A 21774-nucleotide genomic window follows, 5' to 3' on the forward strand; every position below is an offset into this window, starting at 1 on the left:
TGACCGAGCTGGGCGGCTCGGGCAGGGTGCTGGAGATCGGAAGCGGTGGCGGGCGAGATGCACTTGAGCTTGAGAAGCGGGGAATTAGCGTCCGGCGCACCGACATTTCAAAGGGGTTCGTCGAACTGCTTCGCGAAAGTGGCTTCGAGGCCGACCTGCTGGACCCGCTGACCGAAGACTTGGCCGACCCGCAGCGTCCCGGCACGCCGTACGACGGGATCTGGGCCTGTGCCTGCCTGATTCATGTCGCGCGCGAGGATTTCGGCACGGTGCTTGGGCGGCTTGCCAAGGCGACCCGGACCGGTGGCCGATTGCACGCCTCGGTTAGAGAGGGCGAAGGCGAGGATGTGTCCACACACGGCAGTGCTGCAGCGCCCCGGCGCTACGTCGAGACGTACTGGCGCGCGTCTGCCCTGCGGTCCGCACTCACAGACGCCGGCTGGATCGTCAGCGAGGTACGTCGGTGCGTCGGAAAGCCCCATGATCGGTGGCTGAGCGTTCGGGCGAGTCGGGCGTGACGCACACAGAACTTGCCGGTGTGGCCGGTTGTGGCGATGAACTCTAGGTGGTCACCGCAATCGGGAGGGCAGCTTATTGACCAAATAAGGCAATCTTCCACGGAAAACGACAACAGCTTATCGCAGCTGCGCAATATATTTCTGAGAACATATCGATAGCCAATCCCATCTATATCGATATATTCATCTCGATATTTCGGACTGTGGAGTGAAGCATGGATAATCGTCGGGAATGGATGAAGCGCGTAATCGGGATGATCTCTGCGGCCTGGATTGGCACCGCAGGGCTGCCGCAGTCGGCAAGCGCTGCGGATAAGGTTGTCGTCTTTGCGGCGGCGAGCCTCAAGAATGCCCTTGATGCCGCAAACGCCGCTTGGACAAAAGAAAGCGGGAAGGAAGCCGTCGCTTCCTATGCAGCGAGCTCCGCGCTCGCCAAGCAGATCGAAAATGGTGCACCAGCCGATATCTTTATCTCTGCCGACGGCGACTGGATGGACTACGTCGCCAAGAAAGGCATGATCAAGGAAGACACTCGCGCAAACTTGCTTGGCAACCGCATCGTGCTCGTGACCGCCAGCGACAAGGCAAAGCAGGTCGGCATCAAGCCGGGGTTCGATCTTTCCGGTCTTCTTGGCGATGGCAGGCTTGCCATGGGAGAGGTGAAATCCGTCCCCGCCGGCAAATATGGCAAAGCCGCGCTCGAAAAGCTCGGCGTCTGGACGTCGGTGGAATCGAAGATTGCCGGTGTAGAAAGCGTGCGTGCCGCCCTTGCGCTCGTCTCCCGTGGCGAAGCGCCCTATGGCATTGTCTATCAGACAGATGCCGCAGCCGATAAAGGCGTAGCAATCGTCGGCACGTTTCCCGCCGATTCGCATCCGCCGATCATTTATCCTATTGCGCTACTTGCCGGCAGCAGGAACGCGGATGCCGGTGCCTATCTCGAGTTTCTGAAGTCGGATAAGGCCGCACTCTTCTTTACTGCGCAGGGCTTTGCGATTTTAAAGTGAAGAGAGATTTTATCCTGCAGTTTCGCTGAGACCTATCGGAGACACCCAACTTGGATTTTGGCCTGAGCAATGATGAGTGGACGGCGATCTTGCTCAGCCTGCGGGTTTCCGTTGTCGCCATGTTCGCAAGCTTGCCGTTCGGCATTGCGGTCGCGCTGCTTCTTGCCCGCGGCCGCTTCTATGGCAAATCGGCCCTCAATGGCATAATTCATCTGCCGCTGATCCTGCCACCGGTCGTCACCGGCTTCATTCTTCTGATCCTCTTCGGCCGCAGCGGACCGATCGGCAGCTTGCTGGATCAGTATTTCGGGATTGTCTTTTCCTTCCGCTGGACGGGCGCAGCGCTCGCCTGCGGCGTTATGGGGTTCCCGCTGATGGTCCGAAGCATCCGGCTTTCGATCGAGGCGATCGACCGCAGGATCGAGGAAGCGGCAGGCACGCTGGGCGCAAGCCCGCTCTGGGTGTTCCTGACCGTCACCCTGCCGCTGACACTGCCCGGGATCATCGTCGGAATGATCTTAGCCTTTGCCAAGGCCATGGGCGAATTCGGCGCGACTATCACCTTCGTTTCGAACATCCCGGGTGAGACGCAGACGCTGTCTGCCGCCATCTATACGTTCACCCAGGTTCCAGGCGGCGACGCCGGCGCCATGCGTCTTACCTTGGTTGCCATCGTCATCTCAATGGCAGCACTGCTGGCATCTGAATTAATGGCGCATCTCGCGGGCCGGAGGATCGATCCGGAATGATGCTCACTATCGAAACCAGACACCGCTTCGGCGCCTTCGCCCTTGACGCCGCTTTTACCTCCGAAGTCGGTGTGACGGCCCTCTTCGGCCGGTCCGGCTCGGGCAAGACCTCGATGATCCGCATCATTGCCGGCCTGGTCCGGCCGAATGAAGGCCGGGTTATCCTAGACGGGATGCCGCTGACCGATACGGCGAAAGGCATCTTCGTCCCCCGACATCGCCGCCGTTTCGGCTATGTCTTCCAGGACGGAAGACTGTTTCCGCACATGAGCGTTCGCAAGAATCTCTCTTACGGAAGCTGGTTCGCGCCGAAGGCTTCGCGGACCGGCAGCTTTGACCATATCGTGGATCTGCTTGGTATTGAAAGCCTGCTCGACCGAAGCCCTTCCAACCTCTCAGGCGGAGAAAAGCAACGTGTGGCAATCGGCCGCGCGCTGCTTTCCTCTCCGCGTCTTTTGCTGATGGACGAACCGCTCGCAGCGCTTGATGACGCCCGCAAAGCCGAGATCCTGCCCTATCTCGAACGCCTGCGTGATGAGACACAGATCCCGATCGTATATGTCAGCCATTCGATCTCCGAAGTGGCACGCCTTGCCAATCAGGTCGTCGTGATGCGAGAAGGCAAAGTTGAGGCGGCAGGCAGCGTAGCCGATGTGCTGAGCCGTCCTTCGGCGGCCGAGGACCGGCGCGAAGCGGGTGCGCTTCTCGAAGGCATTGTCGAAAGCCTCGATGAAAAGCATCGCCTTGCGACGCTCGCATTAAAAGGATCGCACCTTCATGTCCCGGGCGCTACGGTATCGCCGGGCAAGCGCGTTCGCGTCCACATTCCTTCCCGAGATGTCATGCTGGCGACCGTCAGGCCGGAAGGTTTAAGCGCGTTGAATATTATTGACGGTATCATACGGCAGATATCGCCTGCGGAAGACGGAACGGTCGAGGTGCAGGTCGACTGCGGTGGCGATATCATCCTGTCGCGCATCACGGCACTCTCCGCTGAGAGGCTCGATCTTGCATCCAACAAGCCTGTCTTTGCTGTCATCAAGACAGTTGCGCTGCAGCCTTGACTATTTCCTAACCGCCTCCGCCTGACTGCGGTTGCCCTCCAGCCAGGCAAGATCACCCGCAAGAGCTGTTCGCACGGCCTCCTCCATATGCCGGAAGCGCGACAGCAACTCCTCGCCAAATGGCGTCAGTGCGGCGCCGCCGCCCCTTTGGCCGCCGCGCTGGGATTCGACCACCGGCACCTTGAACATTCGGTTCATGTCGCTGACAAGCAACCACGCGCGCCGGTAGGACATATCCATCGCTCTGCCGGCTGCCGAAATCGAGCCGGTTTCGCGGATGTGCTCCAGGAGTTCCATCTTGCCGCGGCCCAGGCGATCCTCATGCGGAAAGCTGATGCGCAGGATGGGAACGAGTTGATGTCTGGCGGCGCTGTCCATGCAGTTCTGCGGTTACGGAAAATCGCGGGCACTGTACGCTTGGCCGTTGGCGCTGTACACCGCCGCCTTCGCTGCCGGCAACAATATAAATCTTGAACGCGAATCTAAGTCTTCGCGAAATGAATAACCGGCTCGTGTCTTGAAAGATTAACGGTTTAGTGCCTATCTTAACCATGATTTGGTTCGCCCAAATCAGTGATGCGCATGTTGTTTATTGCAGGAAAGGAAAAGCACTGACAACAGTACACGCCAAGGGAAGAACGCTCGCCGTTGTCCCGAAGAGCCTGGAACGTGGCGCCGATGCCGCCGCCCGCGCTCTGCAAGCTGTCCTCACGAGCCTTGAGGACTCCAAAGCCGAAGATATCGTCACCATCGACATTACCGGGAAATCTGCGCTGGGCGACTATATGGTCGTCGTCTCCGGCCGATCGAACCGCCATGTCCTGGCGATCTCGGATCACCTGCTCACCGACTTGAAAGACGAGGGCTTCGGTACAGCCCGCGTTGAGGGCAAGGAGGGCGGTGATTGGGTCCTGATCGACACCGGTGATATCATCGTGCACGTCTTCCGCCCCGAAATCCGCGAGTTTTACAACATCGAAAAGATGTGGGCAGCGCCGGATATGGACGAAGAAACGCGGCACTGATAGGCGGTCCGGGTTGTCCGGCGTCTGAGACGCGGCATTTGAACAGGCCGGAAACACGCGAGCCCGGCCGAGAGAGCCGGTACTGTGCCTTCGCGGCGCATGACGGGAGCGGGTGAATGCGGGTTGGTCTTTTTGCAGTGGGGCGGCTCAAATCCGGCCCCGAGAAGGATCTTGCGGCCCGCTATTTTGACCGTTTTGCCAAGGCTGGTCCCGCGGTTGGTCTCGAATTCTCACGCGTTGCCGAGGTTGCCGAGAGCCGCGCCTCGAATGCAGAGACGCGCAAACGCGAGGAGGCAGCCATGCTGCAAAAGACGCTGGCTGAAGGCAGTGTTCTCCTTCTTCTCGATGAGCGCGGCAAGGCGTTGGATAGCGAAGCCTTTGCAAACGTCCTCGGCAACTATCGCGACCAGGGAAAACGGGATCTGATAATTGCCATCGGCGGTGCCGACGGCCTTGATCCCGCGCTTTACGACCGTGCCGACATGACGCTGTGCCTCGGCAAGATGACTTGGCCGCATCAGTTGGTGAGAACGCTCATAGCCGAACAGCTCTACCGTGCCGTCACTATCCTCTCCGGTCACCCCTATCACCGTGCCTGATGGTCACGCAGCCGTGTTTTGCCACGTGCGGCCTTGTCCACCAATCTTTCTGGCAAATGACGCCAAATCAGCTTAGTCTCCGCGCGATTTGAAAGTTACCCCTGAACCCGCATGACGAGAACTGCCCGCAAGCGAAAGCGACTGATCCTACCCGCATTCGCGGCTGGCCTCGGCGTGACGGCGATTTTCGTCCAGTTCGATTTTGGCGGAGCAGGCGCGTTCGCCCAGAACACACCGGCGCCGGCGGCGGCCGGAGCACCTGAACAGCCCGCCGATGCGATTAAGCCGTTGCCAGACCCGGCCGCAGAACTCGCAAGAAAACGTGACGAGACCCGCACCCAACTCGAGGCCTTATCAAGAACGATCAATCTTTCGTCAGATAAAGTGATCGCGCTGCAGAAGAGCATTGCGAATCTGGACAAAAGCAGCACGAATATTCGCCAGGCGCTGATCGATTCCGCCGCACGGCGCAAGACGCTCGAAACGCAGATCCTCGAAAGCGAGAAGAAGCTCGCCGATCTCGGTGTCAAGGAAGACGCTATCCACCGCTCGCTTCATGAGCGACGCGGCCTGCTTGCTGAAGTGCTCGCCGCCCTTCAGCGCATGGGCCGCAATCCGCCGCCCGCTCTCCTTGTGACACCGGACGATGCGCTTGCCTCGGTGCGCAGCGCAATCCTGCTAGGTGCCGTCGTGCCCGGCATGCGCAGGGAGACTGATAAGCTTGCCGCAGATCTGGCCAATCTCGCAGCCTTGCAGGCAGCAAGTGCCGAGGAAAAGGCAAATCTTACCGCTACGATGACGAACAGCATCGAGGAAGAGCGGCATATGGATCTGCTCCTCGCCGAAAATGATAAATTGAGCCGCAGCAATGCTACGGATCTCGAAGCGGAGAAGAGACGCTCTGAGGAGCTGGCGGCCAAGGCGACAACGCTCGAAGGCCTTGTGACTTCGATGGAATCCGAGATTTCCTCTGTACGCGAGGCCGCTGAAGCAGCCCGCCGTGAGGAAGAGAACCGGAAACTCCTCACGGACGAGCAGCGAGCTCAGGCTAGGGCCCTGGCCGAGAGCGGCGTGCCTGATAAAAACCGCATTGCGCCCGCATATCCGTTCGGAGAATTGAAGGCGAAATTGGAGCTGCCCGTGGCGGGCGATATTCTGCGCCAATTTGGCGACGCCGATGGCACTGGACACGAGGCCATGGGAATGACGCTGGCCACCAATCCGGATACTGTGGTGACCGCGCCGGCAGACGGACTGGTGGTTTTTGCCGGCGCCTTCCGCAGCTATGGCCAGATGATCATCCTCGATGCGGGCGGCGGATACCACTTGGTTCTCTCTGGAATGGACCTGATCAGCACCCGCCAGGGAAAATTCGTTTTTGCCGGTGAGCCGCTTGCGGTGATGGGTGCAAAAAGAGTCGCGAGCGCGACAGCATTGGCGCTGGAAACCAACCGCCCAACGCTTTACATTGAATTTCGAAAAGACGGAAAACCGGTCGATTCCCGACCGTGGTGGTCCGCCAAAGACACTGGAAAGGCACGCAATGATTCGTAGGGCTTCTCTTGTTCTGGTCGGCGCATTGATGGGTGCGACCGCCATGGGCGTTATTTATGCAGCTGGGGTGCCGGCCGAAGCGGCCGGAGCATCCACCTACAAGGAACTCTCCGTGTTTGGCGACGTCTTCGAGCGCGTCCGCGCCCAATACGTCACGCCGCCGGCCGAAGACAAACTCATCGAAAATGCCATCAATGGCATGCTTTCGTCCCTCGATCCGCATTCGAGCTATATGAATGCCAAGGATGCCGAGGACATGAGCACCCAGACGAAAGGTGAGTTCGGCGGTCTCGGCATCGAAGTGACGATGGAAGACGAACTCGTCAAGGTTATCACGCCGATCGACGATACGCCCGCCGCCAAGGCAGGCGTTCTTGCGGGTGATTACATTTCCGAGATCGACGGCCAGTCCGTCCGTGGATTGAAGCTCGAAGAAGCTGTCGAAAAGATGCGGGGCGCCGTCAACACCCCGATCAAGCTCACGCTCATCCGCAAAGGTGCGGATAAGCCGATCGAATTGACGATCGTTCGCGACATCGTCGCCGTACAGGCCGTCAAGTCTCGCGTCGAGGATGACGTCGGCTATCTCCGGGTCATCTCCTTCACCGAAAAGACCTACCCGGACCTCGAAAGGGCGATCGCCAAGATCAAGGCGACGGTTCCGGCCGACAAGCTGAAGGGTTACGTACTCGACCTGCGCCTCAACCCCGGCGGTCTGCTTGATCAGGCAATCAAGGTTTCTGACGCTCTGCTGCAGCGCGGCGAGGTGGTCTCGACCCGCGGCCGTAATCCGGACGAAACCCGCCGCTTCAATGCCGGCCCGGGTGATCTCACGGATGGCAAGCCGGTGATCGTGCTCGTCAACGGCGGCTCGGCCTCCGCTTCGGAAATCGTCGCCGGTGCCCTGCAGGATCTGCGCCGCGCGACTGTTCTCGGCACGCGGTCCTTCGGCAAGGGCTCCGTCCAGACGATCATTCCGCTTGGCGAAAACGGCGCACTCCGCTTGACGACCGCGCTCTACTACACACCGTCGGGCCGCTCGATTCAGGGCACCGGCATCACGCCGGACATCAAGGTCGAAGAGCCGCTGCCGGACGATCTGAAGGACAAGATGGCAACCGAAGGCGAATCCAGCCTGCGCGGCCATATCAAGGGTCAGAGCGAGACCGATGAAGGCTCCGGTTCTGTTGCCTATGTTCCCCCGGATCCGAAGAACGACGTGCAGTTGAATTTTGCGCTCGAACTGCTTCGCGGCAAGAAGACCGATCCGGCCTTCCCCCCGAATCCGGACAAGGCGGTTTCCGCCAAGTAAACTTTCATAGGTCATCAGGCCGGATTTTTGATCCGGCCTGATTTTTTGCTGCTTCCCGGTTTTGGAGCGGGCGAGGAAATTGGGAACGGATTTGCATGCACCATTGGGCCAGAACCGCAAGGCTGGCCGAAAGCGGCCGAATGTCCTGCGGATTGGCCGGATTGCCGCTAGCCTCTGCCTGATCACGATCGGCGGCTTTTCTCTCTACACGATGCTCAGTGACGATGGCCTTCAGCGGACAAAGCCGCCTCTGGCCGATCCAGCGGCGTCACCACCAACGGATGCCGTCCAGAAACTCCCCACGCAGAGCCAAGCCGCAAATGGCATGCCTCGCTCCGATCCGCATTCGGGTGCGAATGTCGAGCAGATGGTGACCGGGGACGGCTCTGTTGTGACCAAATACAGCCCGCGGCCACGCCATGACAACGGCCCGGTTCTAGTGGACGCCATGCAGGTCGGCCAGGATCCGCGCATGGCAGCGATGCCGAATGAGAGCCTTCTGGAGGACGGCCCTTTTGGCCGCCTACCCATCATCGGGCCGGATGGCCGTCGCCCGATGGATCAGTATGCGCGTCCATGGTCCGGCGCACGCGGCACCCGTGTGGCGATCGTAGTCAGCGGTCTCGGTCTCAGTCAGACGGGTACGCAGCGCGCCATCAAGAAACTTCCGGAGGAAGTCACCCTCGCATTCGCCGCGAGCGGCAACAGCCTGCAGCGCTGGATGCAGGAAGCGCGCCGCGACGGACATGAGATCCTCATGCAAGTTCCACTGGAGCCCTTCGATTACCCGGCGAACAATCCCGGCCCGGAAACGCTGCTGATTTCGAAGTCACCGGGAAAGAACATCGAAAACCTGCATCGCGCGATGGCCGAAATCACCAATTATACGGGAATCATGAACTACCTGGGCGGACGCTTTCTCTCAAATCCCGATGCCATGGAGCCGGTGATGCGCGATATCAGCAAGCGCGGCTTGCTGTTTCTCGACGACGGTTCTTCCGCGCAATCAAAGACGGAAGCTGTGGCGAAGGGAACAGAGCTTCCCTATGCCTTTGCGGATCTGCAGCTCGACGGTCAGGTTGATGTCAATTCAATCCTGAAAAAGCTTGACGAGCTCGAGCGCATTGCCAAGCGGAACGGCGAGGCAATTGGCGTTGCGTCGGCTTTCAACGAGAGTATTGACGCAATTTCCAAATGGAGCGAAGAGGCGGGCATGCGCGGCATTGAGATCGTCGGTGTTGCTGCTCTTGCTACAGACCCCAAAAATCCTTGAGGAGCCCCCCGTGAATCAGGCGATAGTCAAAGCCGAAGACCTTCCTTACCGTCCCTGCGTCGGCGTGATGATCCTCAACCGCAACGGGCTCGTATGGGCGGGGCGGCGCATTCCGGATGGCAATTCCGAGTATGATGGCTCGCCTCAGCTATGGCAGATGCCGCAAGGCGGTATCGACAAGGGCGAAGATCCGCTCGACGCCGCATACCGCGAACTCTACGAGGAAACCGGCATCAGAACGGTGACCTTGCTCGCAGAGGCCAGGGATTGGATCAACTATGATCTGCCGCCGCAGCTGATCGGCATCGGCCTCAAGGGGAAGTTTCGCGGTCAGACGCAGCGCTGGTTCGCCTTCCGCTTCGACGGCGACGAAAGTGAAATCACCATCAATCCACCGCCCGGCGGCCACGATCCAGAGTTTGATGCCTGGGAGTGGAAATCCATGCACGAGCTGCCTGGGCTGATCGTGCCCTTCAAACGCGCCGTCTACGACCGGGTCGTATCGGAATTCAGCCACTTGGCCGACCTGCGAGCGGCGGACTGACGGCGGCAGCAGTCTCTCGTGTCCAGATCCAATTTGCCGGTCCCCGAACCACCGAGGACGCCCAAGGCTTACCGTCGATGATTTTGGCCTTTCCTGTTCAAGCTCGGAAATTTGAAGAAAACAGGATAGCCACCGGTAAACCTTTCAACGGCAGTCCTGCTTCGCCTCCCGACGCCTCCCTTTTCCGATCCTGTTCAGCATGGAGAATCTTTTGATTTCACGGGGCTGAAGGTTCTGCAATTCATCGAGGGTGGGGGTTACAGTAGACGCGGCCACTTTCTATCAGCCACGTCGCTTTTGTTGCGAGGTCTCAAGCCGGAGAGCGGCTGAGAGCCAAGCGAACCCTGTTCAAAATTGCCTCCGCAGCCACTATACTCTTTGCCTTGGACGGGAGAGAGCTCATGCGTCCACTAGCCCAGTGCCAAACGTTATTGGCCGCGGTTCTGGCGGGAGCTGCCGCTGTGGTTTCGACATCTGCGTCCGCTCAGGATCGCCTCGCCGAGCGTACGGCGATGATCGAAACAATCAATTTGCACGCTCGCTCAGCGCCGTCAGCCGTCGAGGGCCAGGGCATTGATCCGGTGGTACTGAAGACCATGGGGAAGGTGCCGCGCCACTTCTTCGTGCCCGAGGAGCTGCGCGGGGCGGCCTATCGAGATCGACCACTGCCGATCGGATACGGTCAGACAATCTCGCAGCCCTTCATCGTCGCGCTGATGACCGACCTGATCAACGTCGGCCCTGGTGACGTTGTCCTCGAGATCGGCACTGGCTCGGGCTATCAGGCAGCCGTCTTGTCGCCGCTCGCAGCAAAGGTTTACTCGATTGAGATCATACCGAAACTGGGCGAAAGGGCAGCCGCCCGGCTCGCGGAGCTCCACTTCGACAATGTCGAGGTGAAGGTAGGCGACGGTTACTATGGTTGGCCTGCGCACGCGCCATTCGACGGGATCGTGGTGACTGCTGCTGCCAGCCACATCCCCCCGCCGCTGGTCGAACAGCTCGCACGGGGCGGACGGATGGTCGTCCCCGTCGGAGGTCCCTTCGCGACCCAGTTTCTCATGCTGGTCGAGAAGCGAGTGGACGGAAGCATCATGACCCGGCAGCTGTTGCCGGTGAGCTTTGTGCCACTGAGGGGAGGTCAAGCCCGATGAGAGTGGGTCGCCTGCTGCCGGTCGGTCTCATATCGGCGGCGACCCTTGCCCACGAAGTGCTCCTGATGCGGCTCTTCTCGATCATTCAGTGGCATCATTTTGCCTATATGATCATAAGCATCGCGCTCCTGGGCTTCGGCGCGAGCGGTACATTCCTTGCGCTTGCCCACCGCCCTCTGGTGGATCGCTATCCCGCCGCGTTCGCAGCGTCGGCAGCCCTGTTCAGCACTACTGCGGTTGCCAGTGTCGCCGGTGCCGAACGGCTTCCGTTCAACGCGCTCGAGATTATCTGGAATCCGGGGCAGCTCGGTTGGCTCGCGGCCAGCTATGCTCTCCTGGTTCTGCCGTTCTTTTGCGGCGCAACCTGTATCGGCCTTGCCTTCATCCGCCACCCTGGCCAGATTGGACGCGTCTATGCCTTCGACCTGGTTGGCGCAGGGATCGGCGCGCTGGGCACCGTCGGGCTCTTGTTCCTTGTCCCTCCCCCTGCGGCACTGTATTTCGTCGCAGCGCTGGGATTCGCTGCGGCTGCTCTCGCCGCGACGGACATGGCTCGTCATCGGTGGCTCGCCGTCGGCAGTTTGGGGCTTGCAGCCTTGCTCATCGCGGTGTGGCTGCCACCGTCCTGGACGGCCCCCGGCCCGCACATGTCGCAGTACAAGGGCCTGCGCATGGCGCTCGAAGTGCCGAACGCGCGAGTGGTCGAGGAGCGATCAAGCCCGTTGGGACTGCTGACGGTCGTCGAGAGCCCGACCGTGCCTTTCCGGTACGCGCCGGGCCTCAGCCTCGCCAACACCCAAGAGCCGCCCGCGCAACTCGCCGTCTTCACCGATGGCGACAGTATTACGACGATCACCGCCTATGGCGGCGATCCCACGACAGTCGCATATCTCGATCGGACAACAGCGGCGCTCCCGTACCGCCTCCTTAAGCGACCGCGGGTGCTGATCCTTGGTGTCGGCGGCGGCGAGCAGGTGCTGCTCGCGCTGCGCGCCGGAGCCGACACCGTGGATGCCGTAGAGCTTAACCCGCAGATGATCGACCTTGCTCGCAATCGCTTCGCGGATTTCGCCGGCGGCATCTTTAGCCGCCCAAACGTGCATCTGCATTTGGCCGAGGCGCGCGCCTTCGCCGCGGCTACTGGCGAGCGTTACGACCTGATCCAGATGCCGCTCCTTGACTCTTTCAGTGCGGCCGCGGCCGGCGTACAGACCATGCATGAGAACTACACCTACACACTGGAGGCGCTGCGGGATTACCTCGCAGTGCTGAGACCGGGTGGTATTATTGCCGTCACGCGATGGCTGCGGGCGCCGCCACGCGACATCCTCAAGCTGTTCGCCACCGCTACCGCAGCGCTTGAAGCTGATGGCGTGGCCGAGGCAGGCCAGCACCTTGCGCTGATCCGCAGCTGGAACACTGCAACCCTCCTCGTCGCCAGGTCGGCGTTCACCGGCGAAGACGTCGCAGCCATCCGCGGCTTCGCGGCCGAGAATTTCTTTGACATTTCCTGGGCGCCGGGCATCTCGTCGGCCGACGTAAACCGCTACAACCAGCTCGACCAGGAGTATCTCTACGAAGGAGCCCTCGCTCTCCTCGGCCCCGAGCGGACCGACTTCATCGAGCGCTACAAGTTCGATATTGCACCCGCCACTGACGATCGGCCTTATTTCTTCGATTTTTTCCGCTGGCGCGCCCTGCCCGAACTCCTAGCGCTGCGCACCCAAGGTGGGGCAGCGATGCTCGACTGGGGCTACCTGATTCTGGCGACGACGCTCGTCCAGGCCGCGATCCTCAGCGCCATCCTGATTCTGCTACCGCTCTGGCTTCGCCGGCGCGCACTCGGGAGAGGAGTACATCGGCTGCGCTTCGGGCTCTATTTCCTTGCCTTGGGCCTGGCGTTCCTCTTCATCGAGATCGCCTTCATTCAGCGCTTCGTGCTGTTCCTCGGCCATCCGCTTTACGCTGTCGCCGTCGTACTTGCGGGATTCCTTGCCTTCGCGGGTCTCGGCAGCGCCGTAGCCGCACGCTGGATGGCGATCGTCGGACGCGGATCGGCGGTGCGCGGCATTGCACTCGCCGTCGTGGTGATCGCATGCCTGGCTACCACCTACCTCCTAGCGCTCCCTTTGATATTCGAACGGCTGGTGGCACTCCCGGATGCCGCGAAGATTGCGATCGCACTCCTCCTCATAGCGCCACTCGCAATCTTCATGGGCATGCCCTTCCCCCTCGGCCTCGGCCACGTTGGCGCCTCCTCGAAGGAGTTTATTCCCTGGGCGTGGGGGATCAATGGCTGTGCATCGGTGCTGAGCGCAATCCTCGCTGTACTGCTTGCCATGCATATCGGGTTCACTGGCGTCGTGGTGATCGCCACCATCCTCTATCTTGTCGCCCCGGCCCTACTCGCCGGGTCGTGGGACCCCTACGATCAGCAGACGCCGCAAGGCTTTGTCCCAGATCGGAACCGTGCGCGAGTTGAACCAACGCCTGAAAACCGGAACCGGCTAGCGACTACGCCGATCGAATCCGGGAGGGGATGATGTCCTTAGCTCTCGTCGCATGAGGTAATGCCCTTGTTCGTCACTGGCGACGGGAAGAGCCCGTTCCCGCGAATTAATCCTGCCGCACACGCGTCCTCGACGTGAAAAGCCAACCGGCCGCATTTTTGCGGCCGGTTGGCTTTGAAGGTTCAGTTACTCGGCCTCGTTGGCAGAGTCGGCGTTCAGCTGGCCATACTTGGCTTCGCCGATCTTCTCGAGCAAGTCGAGCTGCGTTTCGAGGAAGTCGATATGGCCTTCCTCATCGGCAAGGAGTTCCTCGAAGAGCTTCATGGAGACATAGTCACCGGCGTCATGACAGATGTCGCGCGACTTCTTGTAAGCTGTGCGGGCATCATACTCGCCGGCAAGATCGGCTTCCAGAACTTCCTTGACGTTCTGGCCGATACGCAACGGAGCAAGCGTCTGCAGGTTTGGATGGCCCTCAAGGAAGATGATGCGCGCGACGAGGCGGTCGGCATGATGCATTTCTTCGATGGATTCGGCGCGCTCCTTCTTGGCAAGCTTGGTATAGCCCCAGTCCTCCAACAGGCGGTAGTGAACCCAGTATTGGTTGACCGCGCCAAGTTCGAGGAAGAGTGCCTCGTTAAGCCGCTCGATGACTTTTTTGTCGCCTTTCAATGTCCGCTCTCCTGGTTTCTTCGTGGAATTGTCTCAGGCGGGACATGAAATCAAATATCTCATCATCCGTCGAGTGGCGACCGGCATGATATTCCTCAGTCGTCCGGATGATGAGATCGACGACATTAGGGAAACAGCCGCAGCAACGGCCGCGCTTTTCCATGGCGTGATAGACCTTCGCAGGCACGATAAGCTGCCAACAGTCTTCATCGAGAAGGCTGTTGATAACCTCCCGGATTTCCTTGTCGGTTATATAATTGCAGCTGCAAACGAGCACGTCTTCATTCCAAACATGACACTGACTATCGTGTTTTCTGCAAAAGAAGATGGGGACTGTCAAGAAAAAATCGAGATGGGATGCATATGGATTTTTGTTTGGCATTCACATGGTGGCAAAAACCTCTCGTCTGACATCGTTGGTTTCCCGCTCCCGCTGGCACCTCGCGTGCCTGCCTATGTTTTGGGGAGAGAACATGCCGCTGGGGCTTAGTGGCTGACGTAGTGGCAGGCTCCGGCTGTACGTTCATACTCGACCTCTTGGGACGGGGAACGTCTCCATTTGTTCCAGTTTTGGACAGAGCAGGTGAGCATGGTGTTTTTCAGAGGCGAATGTGTTGAAACCTCTGCTGTTATGAGTCCTGGCAGAGGAAACATCACGGAAATGGACACGGCTGGCAGCCAACGGGCTCGCGCACTGGAACTCCTGAAGGCCCGACATATGCTGCAGCTGAGGGATTTCGCGGCATTATGGCGCAAGTGCCGCAAACCTTATCGGCGGCTCGTAGCACACTTGAGTTTTGGAGATGCGATCACGTGATGATCGGTGCTTCCCAGCGATATTTTGATGGCCGGTTAAGCAGGATCGATCATGCTGACCACTCTGGCGACAATTTCGTCAGTGGTGGAGGTGTCTAGCGTGTCGACATGTCTGGCCGTCTTTTGTTTCACCCGCTCCATGATGTCGAGCGCTCTCACCTGATTGCATAGAGCGACCCCGGTCGTATGACCTGAGATGTTGACGGCAAGTCCAGCTTTGCGGGTAAACGCACCCCCCGTTGTAATAGGAACCGTAAGGCACATTCCCACAAGATTGATTTCGCGAGGGGTGATTACGACACAGCGATGATCATCCCTCATTTCATTACCTACGACTGGATTCAGGTCGACGAGAAAGACGTCGCCACGCTTCGGAACATTGCTCCGGACCATCAGGACACTTCGTTACCGACAGGCGAGCTAACATTCCAGGAGGCTGCTTCCTTGTTGAGCGCGGCCATTTCATCTGCTCCTTCGAGCAGCTCGGCTAAAGTATATCTTCTCTTCGCCTGCTTCGGCGTCGCCACAAGCGACCCATTACTGACAACCAAGGTCAACTCCGTGCCTACTTCGACGCCGAGCATTTTCAAAAGCGCGGGAGGAATGCTAAACACGGTTGCGCCGCCCTGACGGCGAATCTTTGCTGTGTTGCTCATCTGAATACCTACAATTTGTGCTACTTAAATAGCACATTTTTTAAATGAGATAAGGTGTTCTCTCGCAAAGTTCATGAGATGTAATCTTTCTACTTTTCCCATACCATCGCGCTCCAGAGCAATTCGGATCGACTCTCGGTCGCATCCCTGGTTTTCGTCCGCCATGTTCAGATCGATACGAACTCTGGACATATGCGAAGAGGGCCAGAATCTGGTCGATCATGCGACCCTATGTTGAAGCGACGGTGGCTGATGGCGCGTGAACCGAAGAGAAACGTCGGAGCATCGGTACGCGCCGGCTCCTGGATCGGAGAGATATACCCGCGCTACGCCAGATTAGCTTCCTATGGCTGGCCGCCCTGGCGGACATCGTTGGACGACAGTATCAATGAAAATTGCGTCCCCTCGGCATGACCTGTGCGGTCTCCGCGGCATTCGTCTCACCGCTTGCCGATATCATTCGCCTTTCGATGGCCGCTTTTTCGAGAATACCCGCCATCTTTTTTCCACGAGGATCGGCCGTCGGCCGCACTGCCTCGTCGGCGCGCTCGCATGCGCCGAAACGTTGCGCCTCCTTCTGCAGGAGACCGAGAGCGGGCGTCATATCTTCGATGTGCTCGACGACCGTATGAATTACGCCGCTATGACTTTGCAGTCTGCCGTGGATTTTCACGAGACGCGCGCCCATGACGATCGAACGGTATTTCTCGAAAGCCTTTTTCCAGATAATGGCATTGGCAACGCCCGTTTCATCCTCCAGCGTCATGAAGACCACCCCCTTGGCGGTGCCCGGCCGCTGGCGGACCAGCACCAGCCCCGCAATCGTCACCGTCTTTCCGTTCGACACGGTCAGAAGATCGACATTGCGCGTCATTCCAGCTCTCCGGAAGTCCTCTCGCAGGAAGGAAACAGGGTGCGCCTTCAGTGACAGCGAAAGATAGCGATAATCCTCGACCACCTGTTCGCCCGGCAGCATTTCGGGCAGTTTCATCCTCGGTTCGACTTGGAGATCGACATGGGATACCCGATCGAACAAGGGCAGCTTCTCTGCCGCACTTTTCACGTCGAGCGCCCGCGCTGCCCAGAGCGCCTCTCGCCGCGACAAGCCGATGGAACCGAACGCATCTGCATCTGCCAGCCGTTCGATATCCGATTTTTCAAGGTCTGAGCGCAGCCATAGGTCGCGGATCGATCTATACCCGGCACCCCGATTTGCGATCAATTTCTCTTTTATCCTGTCTTCGGAAAGGCCCTTCACCTGCCGGAAACCCAGACGAACCGCTCTCTTCGTCCGAATGACCTCGCACATATCCTTGTGCCGGAAATCGATTTTCGACCTGTCGAAACGGGCTTCCTCCAAGAGGCAATCCCAATCCGAACGGTTGATATCGACCGCCCGAATTTCCACGCCGTGCTCCCGCGCATCCCGGACCAGTTGCGCCGGCGCATAAAACCCCATCGGCTGCGAGTTCAGCATCGCCGCGCAGAAAACATCGGGATAATAGGCCTTGATCCAGGATGAAGCGTAAACGAGCAGCGCGAAGGAAGCCGCGTGGCTTTCCGGAAAGCCGTACTCGCCGAAACCCTTGATCTGGTTGAAGCATTGCTGCGCGAATTCACGGGCGTAGTTCTTTGCAATCATTCCATCGATGAACCGCTTCTCGAAATTGCCGATCGTTCCTGTTCTCTTGAACGTCGCCATTGCCCGCCGAAGCCGGTCGGCTTCTGCGGGTGCAAAACCTGCGGCGGTGATCGCAATCTGCATGGCTTGCTCCTGAAACAGGGGAACGCCGAGCGTTCTTTCAAGGACCGCTTCCAACTCCGGGTTGGGATATTCGATCGGGATGTTGTTTTTCCACTGTTCTCGGCGTTTCAGGTAAGGATGTACCATGTCGCCTTGGATTGGTCCCGGCCGCACGATCGCCACCTCGATGACGAGATCGTAGAATTTCCTCGGTTTCAGACGCGGCAGCATGCTCATCTGCGCCCGGCTTTCGATCTGGAAGACGCCCAGCGTATCGGCCCGGCACATCATGGCGTAGACGGGCTCGCCTTCCTCCCCGTGCTCCTTGTTACCGAGATCGGCAAGGGTCTTCTTCACGTCGTAATGAAGCTGAAGGAGCGAAAAGGCCTTCCGCAGGCAGGTCAGCATGCCGAGCGCCAGGACGTCCACCTTGAGGATCTTGACGTTGTCGAGGTCGTCTTTGTCCCACTCGATCATGTAGCGATCTGGCATCGCCGTCTTCATGATGGGCACGACTTCGTCGAGCCGGTCCCGGGTGATGACAAATCCGCCGACGTGCTGGGTGAGGTGGCGCGGAAACCCGAGAAGCTCGGACGCATATCTGAGAACATTCTTCGTCACCGGATCGCCAATGTCGAGGCCGCCCGCCTTTGCATCGCGCTCGGAGAGACTGTCCTCCGACCAGCCCCAGACGAGGCTACTGATCGCCGACTGAACATCTTCCGAAAGCCCAAAGGCCTTGGCGACTTCGCGGCCAGCCGAGCGCGTCCGATAAGTAGTCACTCCCGCCGTTAGCCCCGCATGCTCTATGCCGTATCTTTTATAGATGAACTGGATAACCTCCTCGCGCCTGTCATGCTCGAAATCGACGTCAATGTCCGGCGGCTCGTCCCGGTCCATCGAGATAAACCGGTCGAAGAGAAGCGTGCTCTTGGCCGGATCGACTTCCGTTATTTCGAGGCAGTAGCAGATGACCGAGTTCGCAGCCGACCCTCGACCCTGGCAAAGAATCTTCAGCTCACAACGGGCATGCTGGATGATCTTGTGAACGGTCAGGAAATAGGACGCGTATTTTTTCTCGCGGATGAGGTTGAGTTCATAGTCGATCTGCGCCGCGATCTTTTCGGGGATACCCTCCGGATAGCGTTTTTGCGCTCCCGCGCGCGTCAACCGTTCGAGCGTTTCGTAAGGCGTCTCGCCGGGATCGTTTTCAGGCGGATAATTGTGCTCCAACTCGCTGAGCGAGAAGGTGAGGCTGGAGAAGAACGTGCGCGTATTTTCGATCGCATCGGGATAGTCCCTGAAGAGACGGAACATTTCGCGTGTTCCCTTGAGGTAGCGCTCGGCATTCGGCGCCAGGAGGAAACCGGCTTCGGCAATCGGCACATGCTCCCGGATCGCAATCACGATATCGGAGAGGGGGCGACGCTCAGGATGATGGTAAAGGGGCTGATTGGTCGCGATCAGCGGAATGCGGTTGCGCGCCGCGAGCATGGCAAGCACTGCGAAGGCCTGCCTGTCGCGGCCGTCATAGGCCGGCACCAGCGCTATGTGGAGTGCTTTGCGGAATCGCTTCCGGAACCGCTCCAGACGGTCTTCCAGCGCCTTCAGTCCGGCAGCGTCGTCCAGGACGGACCGGTCGGGAACGAGAGCGAATACCATCTCGTCTCCCCATTCCATGAACTCCGTCTCCGTAAGAATGCAGGTCCCCTTCTCCGCCTCGTCCTTCAGGTTCCCGGCGCTCAGCAGGCGGCAAAGATGCGCCCACCCCTTCCTGTTCCGTGGATAGGCAAGAACATCCGGGGTTCCATCCGAAAAGACGAGACGTGCACCTGGCTGGATGCGGATTGGATCGGGAATGTTCCTCTCCTTCTCATCCGCTTCCAGAAGGCCGGCTTCCTTCCTCTCGAATTTTTTCCTGATCTCCTCCGCCTGCGCATGCGCCCGCACGACGCCGGCAACCGAATTCTTGTCCGCAATCCCGAGTCCGCCGAGCTTCAGGCATGCCGCCTGCACAACCATCTCCTCGGGGCTGGAGGCTCCTTCGAGAAACGAGAAATTCGTTCTCGCACCGATCTCGAAAAATGCGGGCACCGTGCTCATGCGAAAATCCCATGCATGAACCAGCGTGGAGGAAGTGCATGCCCGTAAAAACCTTCGCGATAGATCCAGAAACGGTGACCCGCATCATCCTCGATGCGGAAATAATCGCGCGCCTCGGCATCCGCGCCATCGATCCACCATTCCATGGCAAGCCGCTCCGGTCCCTCGCTTGTTGCCACGCGATGCTGCATACGCCGCCAGCGGAAGACTTGCGGCGGGCCGTCGGGCACTTCGGCAAGCAGGGCCTCCATTCGCTCCGGCCGGGCAAAAAGCCGCAGGGGACGCTCGCTCCGTGAAGGAAAGGAATTTCCCTCCTCCGCCTTCCGGCGTGCCGGAGGGCCTTCCATGGCGGGAATTGCAGTCACCGCCCGCTCCGGCACGTGGCTCTCGCGCAGTTGAAATCTCTGTAGGCAATCCGTGCCGAGGCGGGCCGAGACTCGGTCGATGAAAGTCGCAAGCGACATCTCCTTCTGTCGGCCTCCTTCGAAATCCCCCTGTGCCGCATCGAATGGATCATGGCGCAGCACATTCAGCCGCAGGATTTCAAAGCCGTAGCCGGCATCGAGATCGTCGTGGATTGCCTGCAGACGCTCGCAGAACAGCGAAGCGATATGCTTCGGATCCCTGAGAGGCTGTGAGGCCCCGACGGGAATCCTGAAGACCCTGCCGTCGACGCGAAACAGCACGAGTTCGAACGCACGGCCGCCGGCGCCGCGTGCCTCAAGCGATGCTTTCAGTGAGGCGGCAATCTGGCCGGTGACGGCGAGGATATCTTCTTCCGTACCAATCGGCTCGATGAGGCGTCGTTCCGCGGAAAGACTGGCAACGGGCCGCCGCGGGGAAACCGGCTCCTCTTCCGCTCCCAGCGCCTGATCGAGCCTGGGCAGGAGTTGCGCGCCGAAACGGCGGGCCAACGGTGCGCGGGGGGCACACAGGAGGTCGCCGATATACTTGAGCCCGAGCTTCTTCAGTGCCTCGACAGTCTCTTCCTCCAGCCGAAGGGCCGCGACCGGCAACGGCGCCAGCACATGTTCCATCTCATCGGCTTCAATGACGCCACCACTCCCGAAGTGGGAAACGGCCCAGGAGAGGCCCGGCGACGAAGAGATCGCGCCGCAAACATCGAGCCCCATATGGAAGAGCCGGGAAAGGATATCCTTGAGCATTGCCCTTTCGCCGCCAAAGAGATGGGCGCAGCCTGTAATATCCAGAAACAGGCCGTCCTTGCCGTCGAACGCTACCAGCGGCGTATAACGGTCGCACCAATCAGCGATGCCTTCGAGAAGCCGGCGATCGGCGGCCGGATCTTCCTCGATGACATCCAGAAGGGGGAATATGGCGCGCGCTTCGGCTACCCCTTGGTTTTTCTTCAGTTTAATCCGTTCCGCCACCTCATCGAGTGCCGTCAGGCGCATGGCATTGTTGAACCGTCCAGAACAGACGATCGGCGGCGCGTCAGGGCGTCCGGCCGAACGCCAGGACAGCCCCCACCTCTTGCGGGCGATTCTGTCGGTTGGAAGATGAGGAAAGCTGAGCGACAGAATGCGCTGATTGGTCGCCTGGAGAGCGAGTGTGCTCTGGTTGGTTAACGGGGAAAAACCGGCGGTCATAAGGATTCCATTCCAGAAGAAAGGAGACGGGAGCCGGGTTGCGGCTCTTCTCCAGGATGAGACGAAAAACCGGATTGCCGAGGCTGCCGCCTAACATCGAACCATCCGGCAGAGGCCGTGCACTGACCGGCGCGGGTTCGGCAAGGAGCCGGAACAAGGCGCTGCTCGCCTCCTCCTCGCCGCCCTGCCGCAACAGAAAAAGCGGACGGCCGGAAGCCTTTGCCCGCAAGCTCAATCGCCGGCTTTCCGTCAGGCCGAAATGAGCGGGATTACCGCGTACCTCCAGGATCGTGACGGGGAAGATGCCGCTTTCGACTGCCGCTTCGGCAAGCCATAGCGCCTCTTCCAACTTGTGTGGCGAAGCAATGAGAAAGCGTTCCGGCTCCAATCCGAAATCCTTGAGGCCGACAGCATAGGGAAGCCCTGCTTCCATCGTGCATATCCTGTCGCCGATCCAGAGAACGGGCATGCCATCCGCCGTCTCCTGTCGCTGCAGCAAAGCCGCAAGCGCCAGCACGAAACCGCTGGCGCCGCCTGCCTCCCTCAGCATCAGAGACCGGACTTCGGTAATGCCGTTAAGCGGCAGACCGCCTTCAAGTGCCTCGTCGAGAATGGGAATGCCGAAAGACAGGCGCGGGGGCGTTTTTGCGGATTTCGAATAGGTATCGTCACCAGTCGCAAAAGCCTCCTGCGCCGCCGCCGCAAGCGCCGGCGCAGGCTTGCCTTCGAGTTTCGCAATGGTTTCGCGGAGCGCAAAAAGCTGCTCGCGCGCCACGGCCGTCTGCGCCATGACGTTCACTCCAAAGTCAGATTGTTCCTGTTATGTTCTTATGGATTCCAGAGCTTGCTAGAAGAGTCAACAGC

20 protein-coding genes are annotated in these 21774 nt (G+C 59.5%); 12 read left to right on the top strand and 8 right to left on the bottom strand.

What is annotated here, in order from left to right; all coding sequences use genetic code 11:
* The 4 genes from BN1800_RS10830 to modC all read left to right on the top strand — a co-directional run.
* A partial coding sequence (locus BN1800_RS10830; RefSeq protein ID WP_086997254.1) for a class I SAM-dependent DNA methyltransferase occupies window positions 1–518 on the top strand: 518 nt, incomplete at its 5' end.
* A gap of 215 nt (window positions 519–733) precedes the next feature.
* On the top strand, window positions 734–1525 hold the full coding sequence (modA, locus tag BN1800_RS10835) for a molybdate ABC transporter substrate-binding protein (RefSeq protein WP_086997257.1): 792 nt from the start codon (window positions 734–736) through the stop codon (window positions 1523–1525).
* A 50-nt stretch (window positions 1526–1575) separates the two neighbouring features.
* On the top strand, window positions 1576–2274 hold the full coding sequence (gene modB, locus BN1800_RS10840; RefSeq protein ID WP_086997262.1) for a molybdate ABC transporter permease subunit: 699 nt from the start codon (window positions 1576–1578) through the stop codon (window positions 2272–2274).
* On the top strand, window positions 2271–3338 hold the full coding sequence (modC, locus tag BN1800_RS10845; RefSeq protein ID WP_086997265.1) for a molybdenum ABC transporter ATP-binding protein: 1068 nt from the start codon (window positions 2271–2273) through the stop codon (window positions 3336–3338). Before modB ends, modC begins: the two co-directional genes overlap by 4 nt.
* Here modC and BN1800_RS10850 read toward each other — a convergent pair whose 3' ends face one another.
* Window positions 3339–3716 (bottom strand): winged helix-turn-helix domain-containing protein, encoded by a 378-nt coding sequence (locus tag BN1800_RS10850; protein ID WP_086997268.1) that lies wholly within the window; start codon window positions 3714–3716, stop codon window positions 3339–3341.
* A gap of 173 nt (window positions 3717–3889) precedes the next feature.
* Between BN1800_RS10850 and rsfS the strand changes: the two genes are divergently transcribed.
* From rsfS to BN1800_RS10890, 8 genes are all read left to right on the top strand, one after another.
* Window positions 3890–4363, top strand: a complete 474-nt coding sequence (gene rsfS / locus BN1800_RS10855) for a ribosome silencing factor (RefSeq protein ID WP_086997271.1) — start codon at window positions 3890–3892, stop codon at window positions 4361–4363.
* A gap of 116 nt (window positions 4364–4479) precedes the next feature.
* A complete protein-coding gene (gene rlmH, locus BN1800_RS10860; protein WP_027512206.1) occupies window positions 4480–4962 on the top strand; it encodes a 23S rRNA (pseudouridine(1915)-N(3))-methyltransferase RlmH in 483 nt (160 codons plus the stop codon).
* A 141-nt stretch (window positions 4963–5103) separates the two neighbouring features.
* Window positions 5104–6516, top strand: a complete 1413-nt coding sequence (locus BN1800_RS10865) for a murein hydrolase activator EnvC family protein (protein ID WP_425298990.1) — start codon at window positions 5104–5106, stop codon at window positions 6514–6516.
* Window positions 6506–7828, top strand: coding sequence for a S41 family peptidase (locus tag BN1800_RS10870; RefSeq protein ID WP_086997277.1), 1323 nt, complete (start codon window positions 6506–6508; stop codon window positions 7826–7828). The genes BN1800_RS10865 and BN1800_RS10870 overlap by 11 nt, the downstream gene beginning before the upstream one ends.
* A 79-nt stretch (window positions 7829–7907) precedes the next feature.
* The gene (locus BN1800_RS10875; RefSeq protein WP_086997281.1) at window positions 7908–9101 is read left to right on the top strand and encodes a divergent polysaccharide deacetylase family protein; all 1194 of its coding nucleotides are present in this window, start codon (window positions 7908–7910) and stop codon (window positions 9099–9101) included.
* 10 nt (window positions 9102–9111) lie between these two features.
* Window positions 9112–9645, top strand: a complete 534-nt coding sequence (locus BN1800_RS10880; RefSeq protein WP_086997284.1) for an RNA pyrophosphohydrolase — start codon at window positions 9112–9114, stop codon at window positions 9643–9645.
* Between the two features lie 401 nt (window positions 9646–10046).
* Entirely contained in the window at window positions 10047–10799 is a 753-nt protein-coding gene (locus BN1800_RS10885; RefSeq protein ID WP_086997287.1) for a protein-L-isoaspartate(D-aspartate) O-methyltransferase, read from the top strand.
* Window positions 10796–13342 carry a spermine/spermidine synthase domain-containing protein gene (locus BN1800_RS10890; protein ID WP_143533941.1) on the top strand — a complete coding sequence of 849 codons (2547 nt, stop codon included), beginning with the start codon at window positions 10796–10798 and terminating at the stop codon, window positions 13340–13342. The genes BN1800_RS10885 and BN1800_RS10890 overlap by 4 nt, the downstream gene beginning before the upstream one ends.
* A gap of 153 nt (window positions 13343–13495) precedes the next feature.
* On the opposite strand, the gene bfr is transcribed toward BN1800_RS10890, so the two are convergent.
* The 7 genes from bfr to BN1800_RS41355 form a co-directional block, all read right to left on the bottom strand.
* Window positions 13496–13981: a bacterioferritin gene (bfr, locus tag BN1800_RS10895; protein WP_027512212.1), complete on the bottom strand. Its 486-nt coding sequence runs from the start codon at window positions 13979–13981 to the stop codon at window positions 13496–13498.
* Complete coding sequence (locus BN1800_RS10900) at window positions 13947–14363, bottom strand: (2Fe-2S)-binding protein (protein WP_086997290.1); 417 nt, start codon at window positions 14361–14363, stop codon at window positions 13947–13949. Before BN1800_RS10900 ends, bfr begins: the two co-directional genes overlap by 35 nt.
* Before the next feature lie 470 nt (window positions 14364–14833).
* Window positions 14834–15190, bottom strand: coding sequence for a type II toxin-antitoxin system toxin MazF (mazF, locus tag BN1800_RS10910; protein ID WP_086997296.1), 357 nt, complete (start codon window positions 15188–15190; stop codon window positions 14834–14836).
* Window positions 15190–15453: a type II toxin-antitoxin system antitoxin MazE gene (gene mazE, locus BN1800_RS10915; RefSeq protein ID WP_086997300.1), complete on the bottom strand. Its 264-nt coding sequence runs from the start codon at window positions 15451–15453 to the stop codon at window positions 15190–15192. The genes mazF and mazE overlap by 1 nt, the downstream gene beginning before the upstream one ends.
* A gap of 385 nt (window positions 15454–15838) precedes the next feature.
* Entirely contained in the window at window positions 15839–19300 is a 3462-nt protein-coding gene (locus BN1800_RS10925; protein ID WP_086997305.1) for an error-prone DNA polymerase, read from the bottom strand.
* Entirely contained in the window at window positions 19297–20844 is a 1548-nt protein-coding gene (locus BN1800_RS10930) for a Y-family DNA polymerase (RefSeq protein ID WP_342210300.1), read from the bottom strand. Before BN1800_RS10930 ends, BN1800_RS10925 begins: the two co-directional genes overlap by 4 nt.
* Window positions 20756–21700, bottom strand: coding sequence for an ImuA family protein (locus BN1800_RS41355; protein ID WP_086997311.1), 945 nt, complete (start codon window positions 21698–21700; stop codon window positions 20756–20758). The genes BN1800_RS10930 and BN1800_RS41355 overlap by 89 nt, the downstream gene beginning before the upstream one ends.
* Window positions 21701–21774 lie beyond the last annotated feature (74 nt).

This window comes from Rhizobium sullae (assembly GCF_900169785.1).
Classification (GTDB): domain Bacteria; phylum Pseudomonadota; class Alphaproteobacteria; order Rhizobiales; family Rhizobiaceae; genus Rhizobium; species Rhizobium sullae.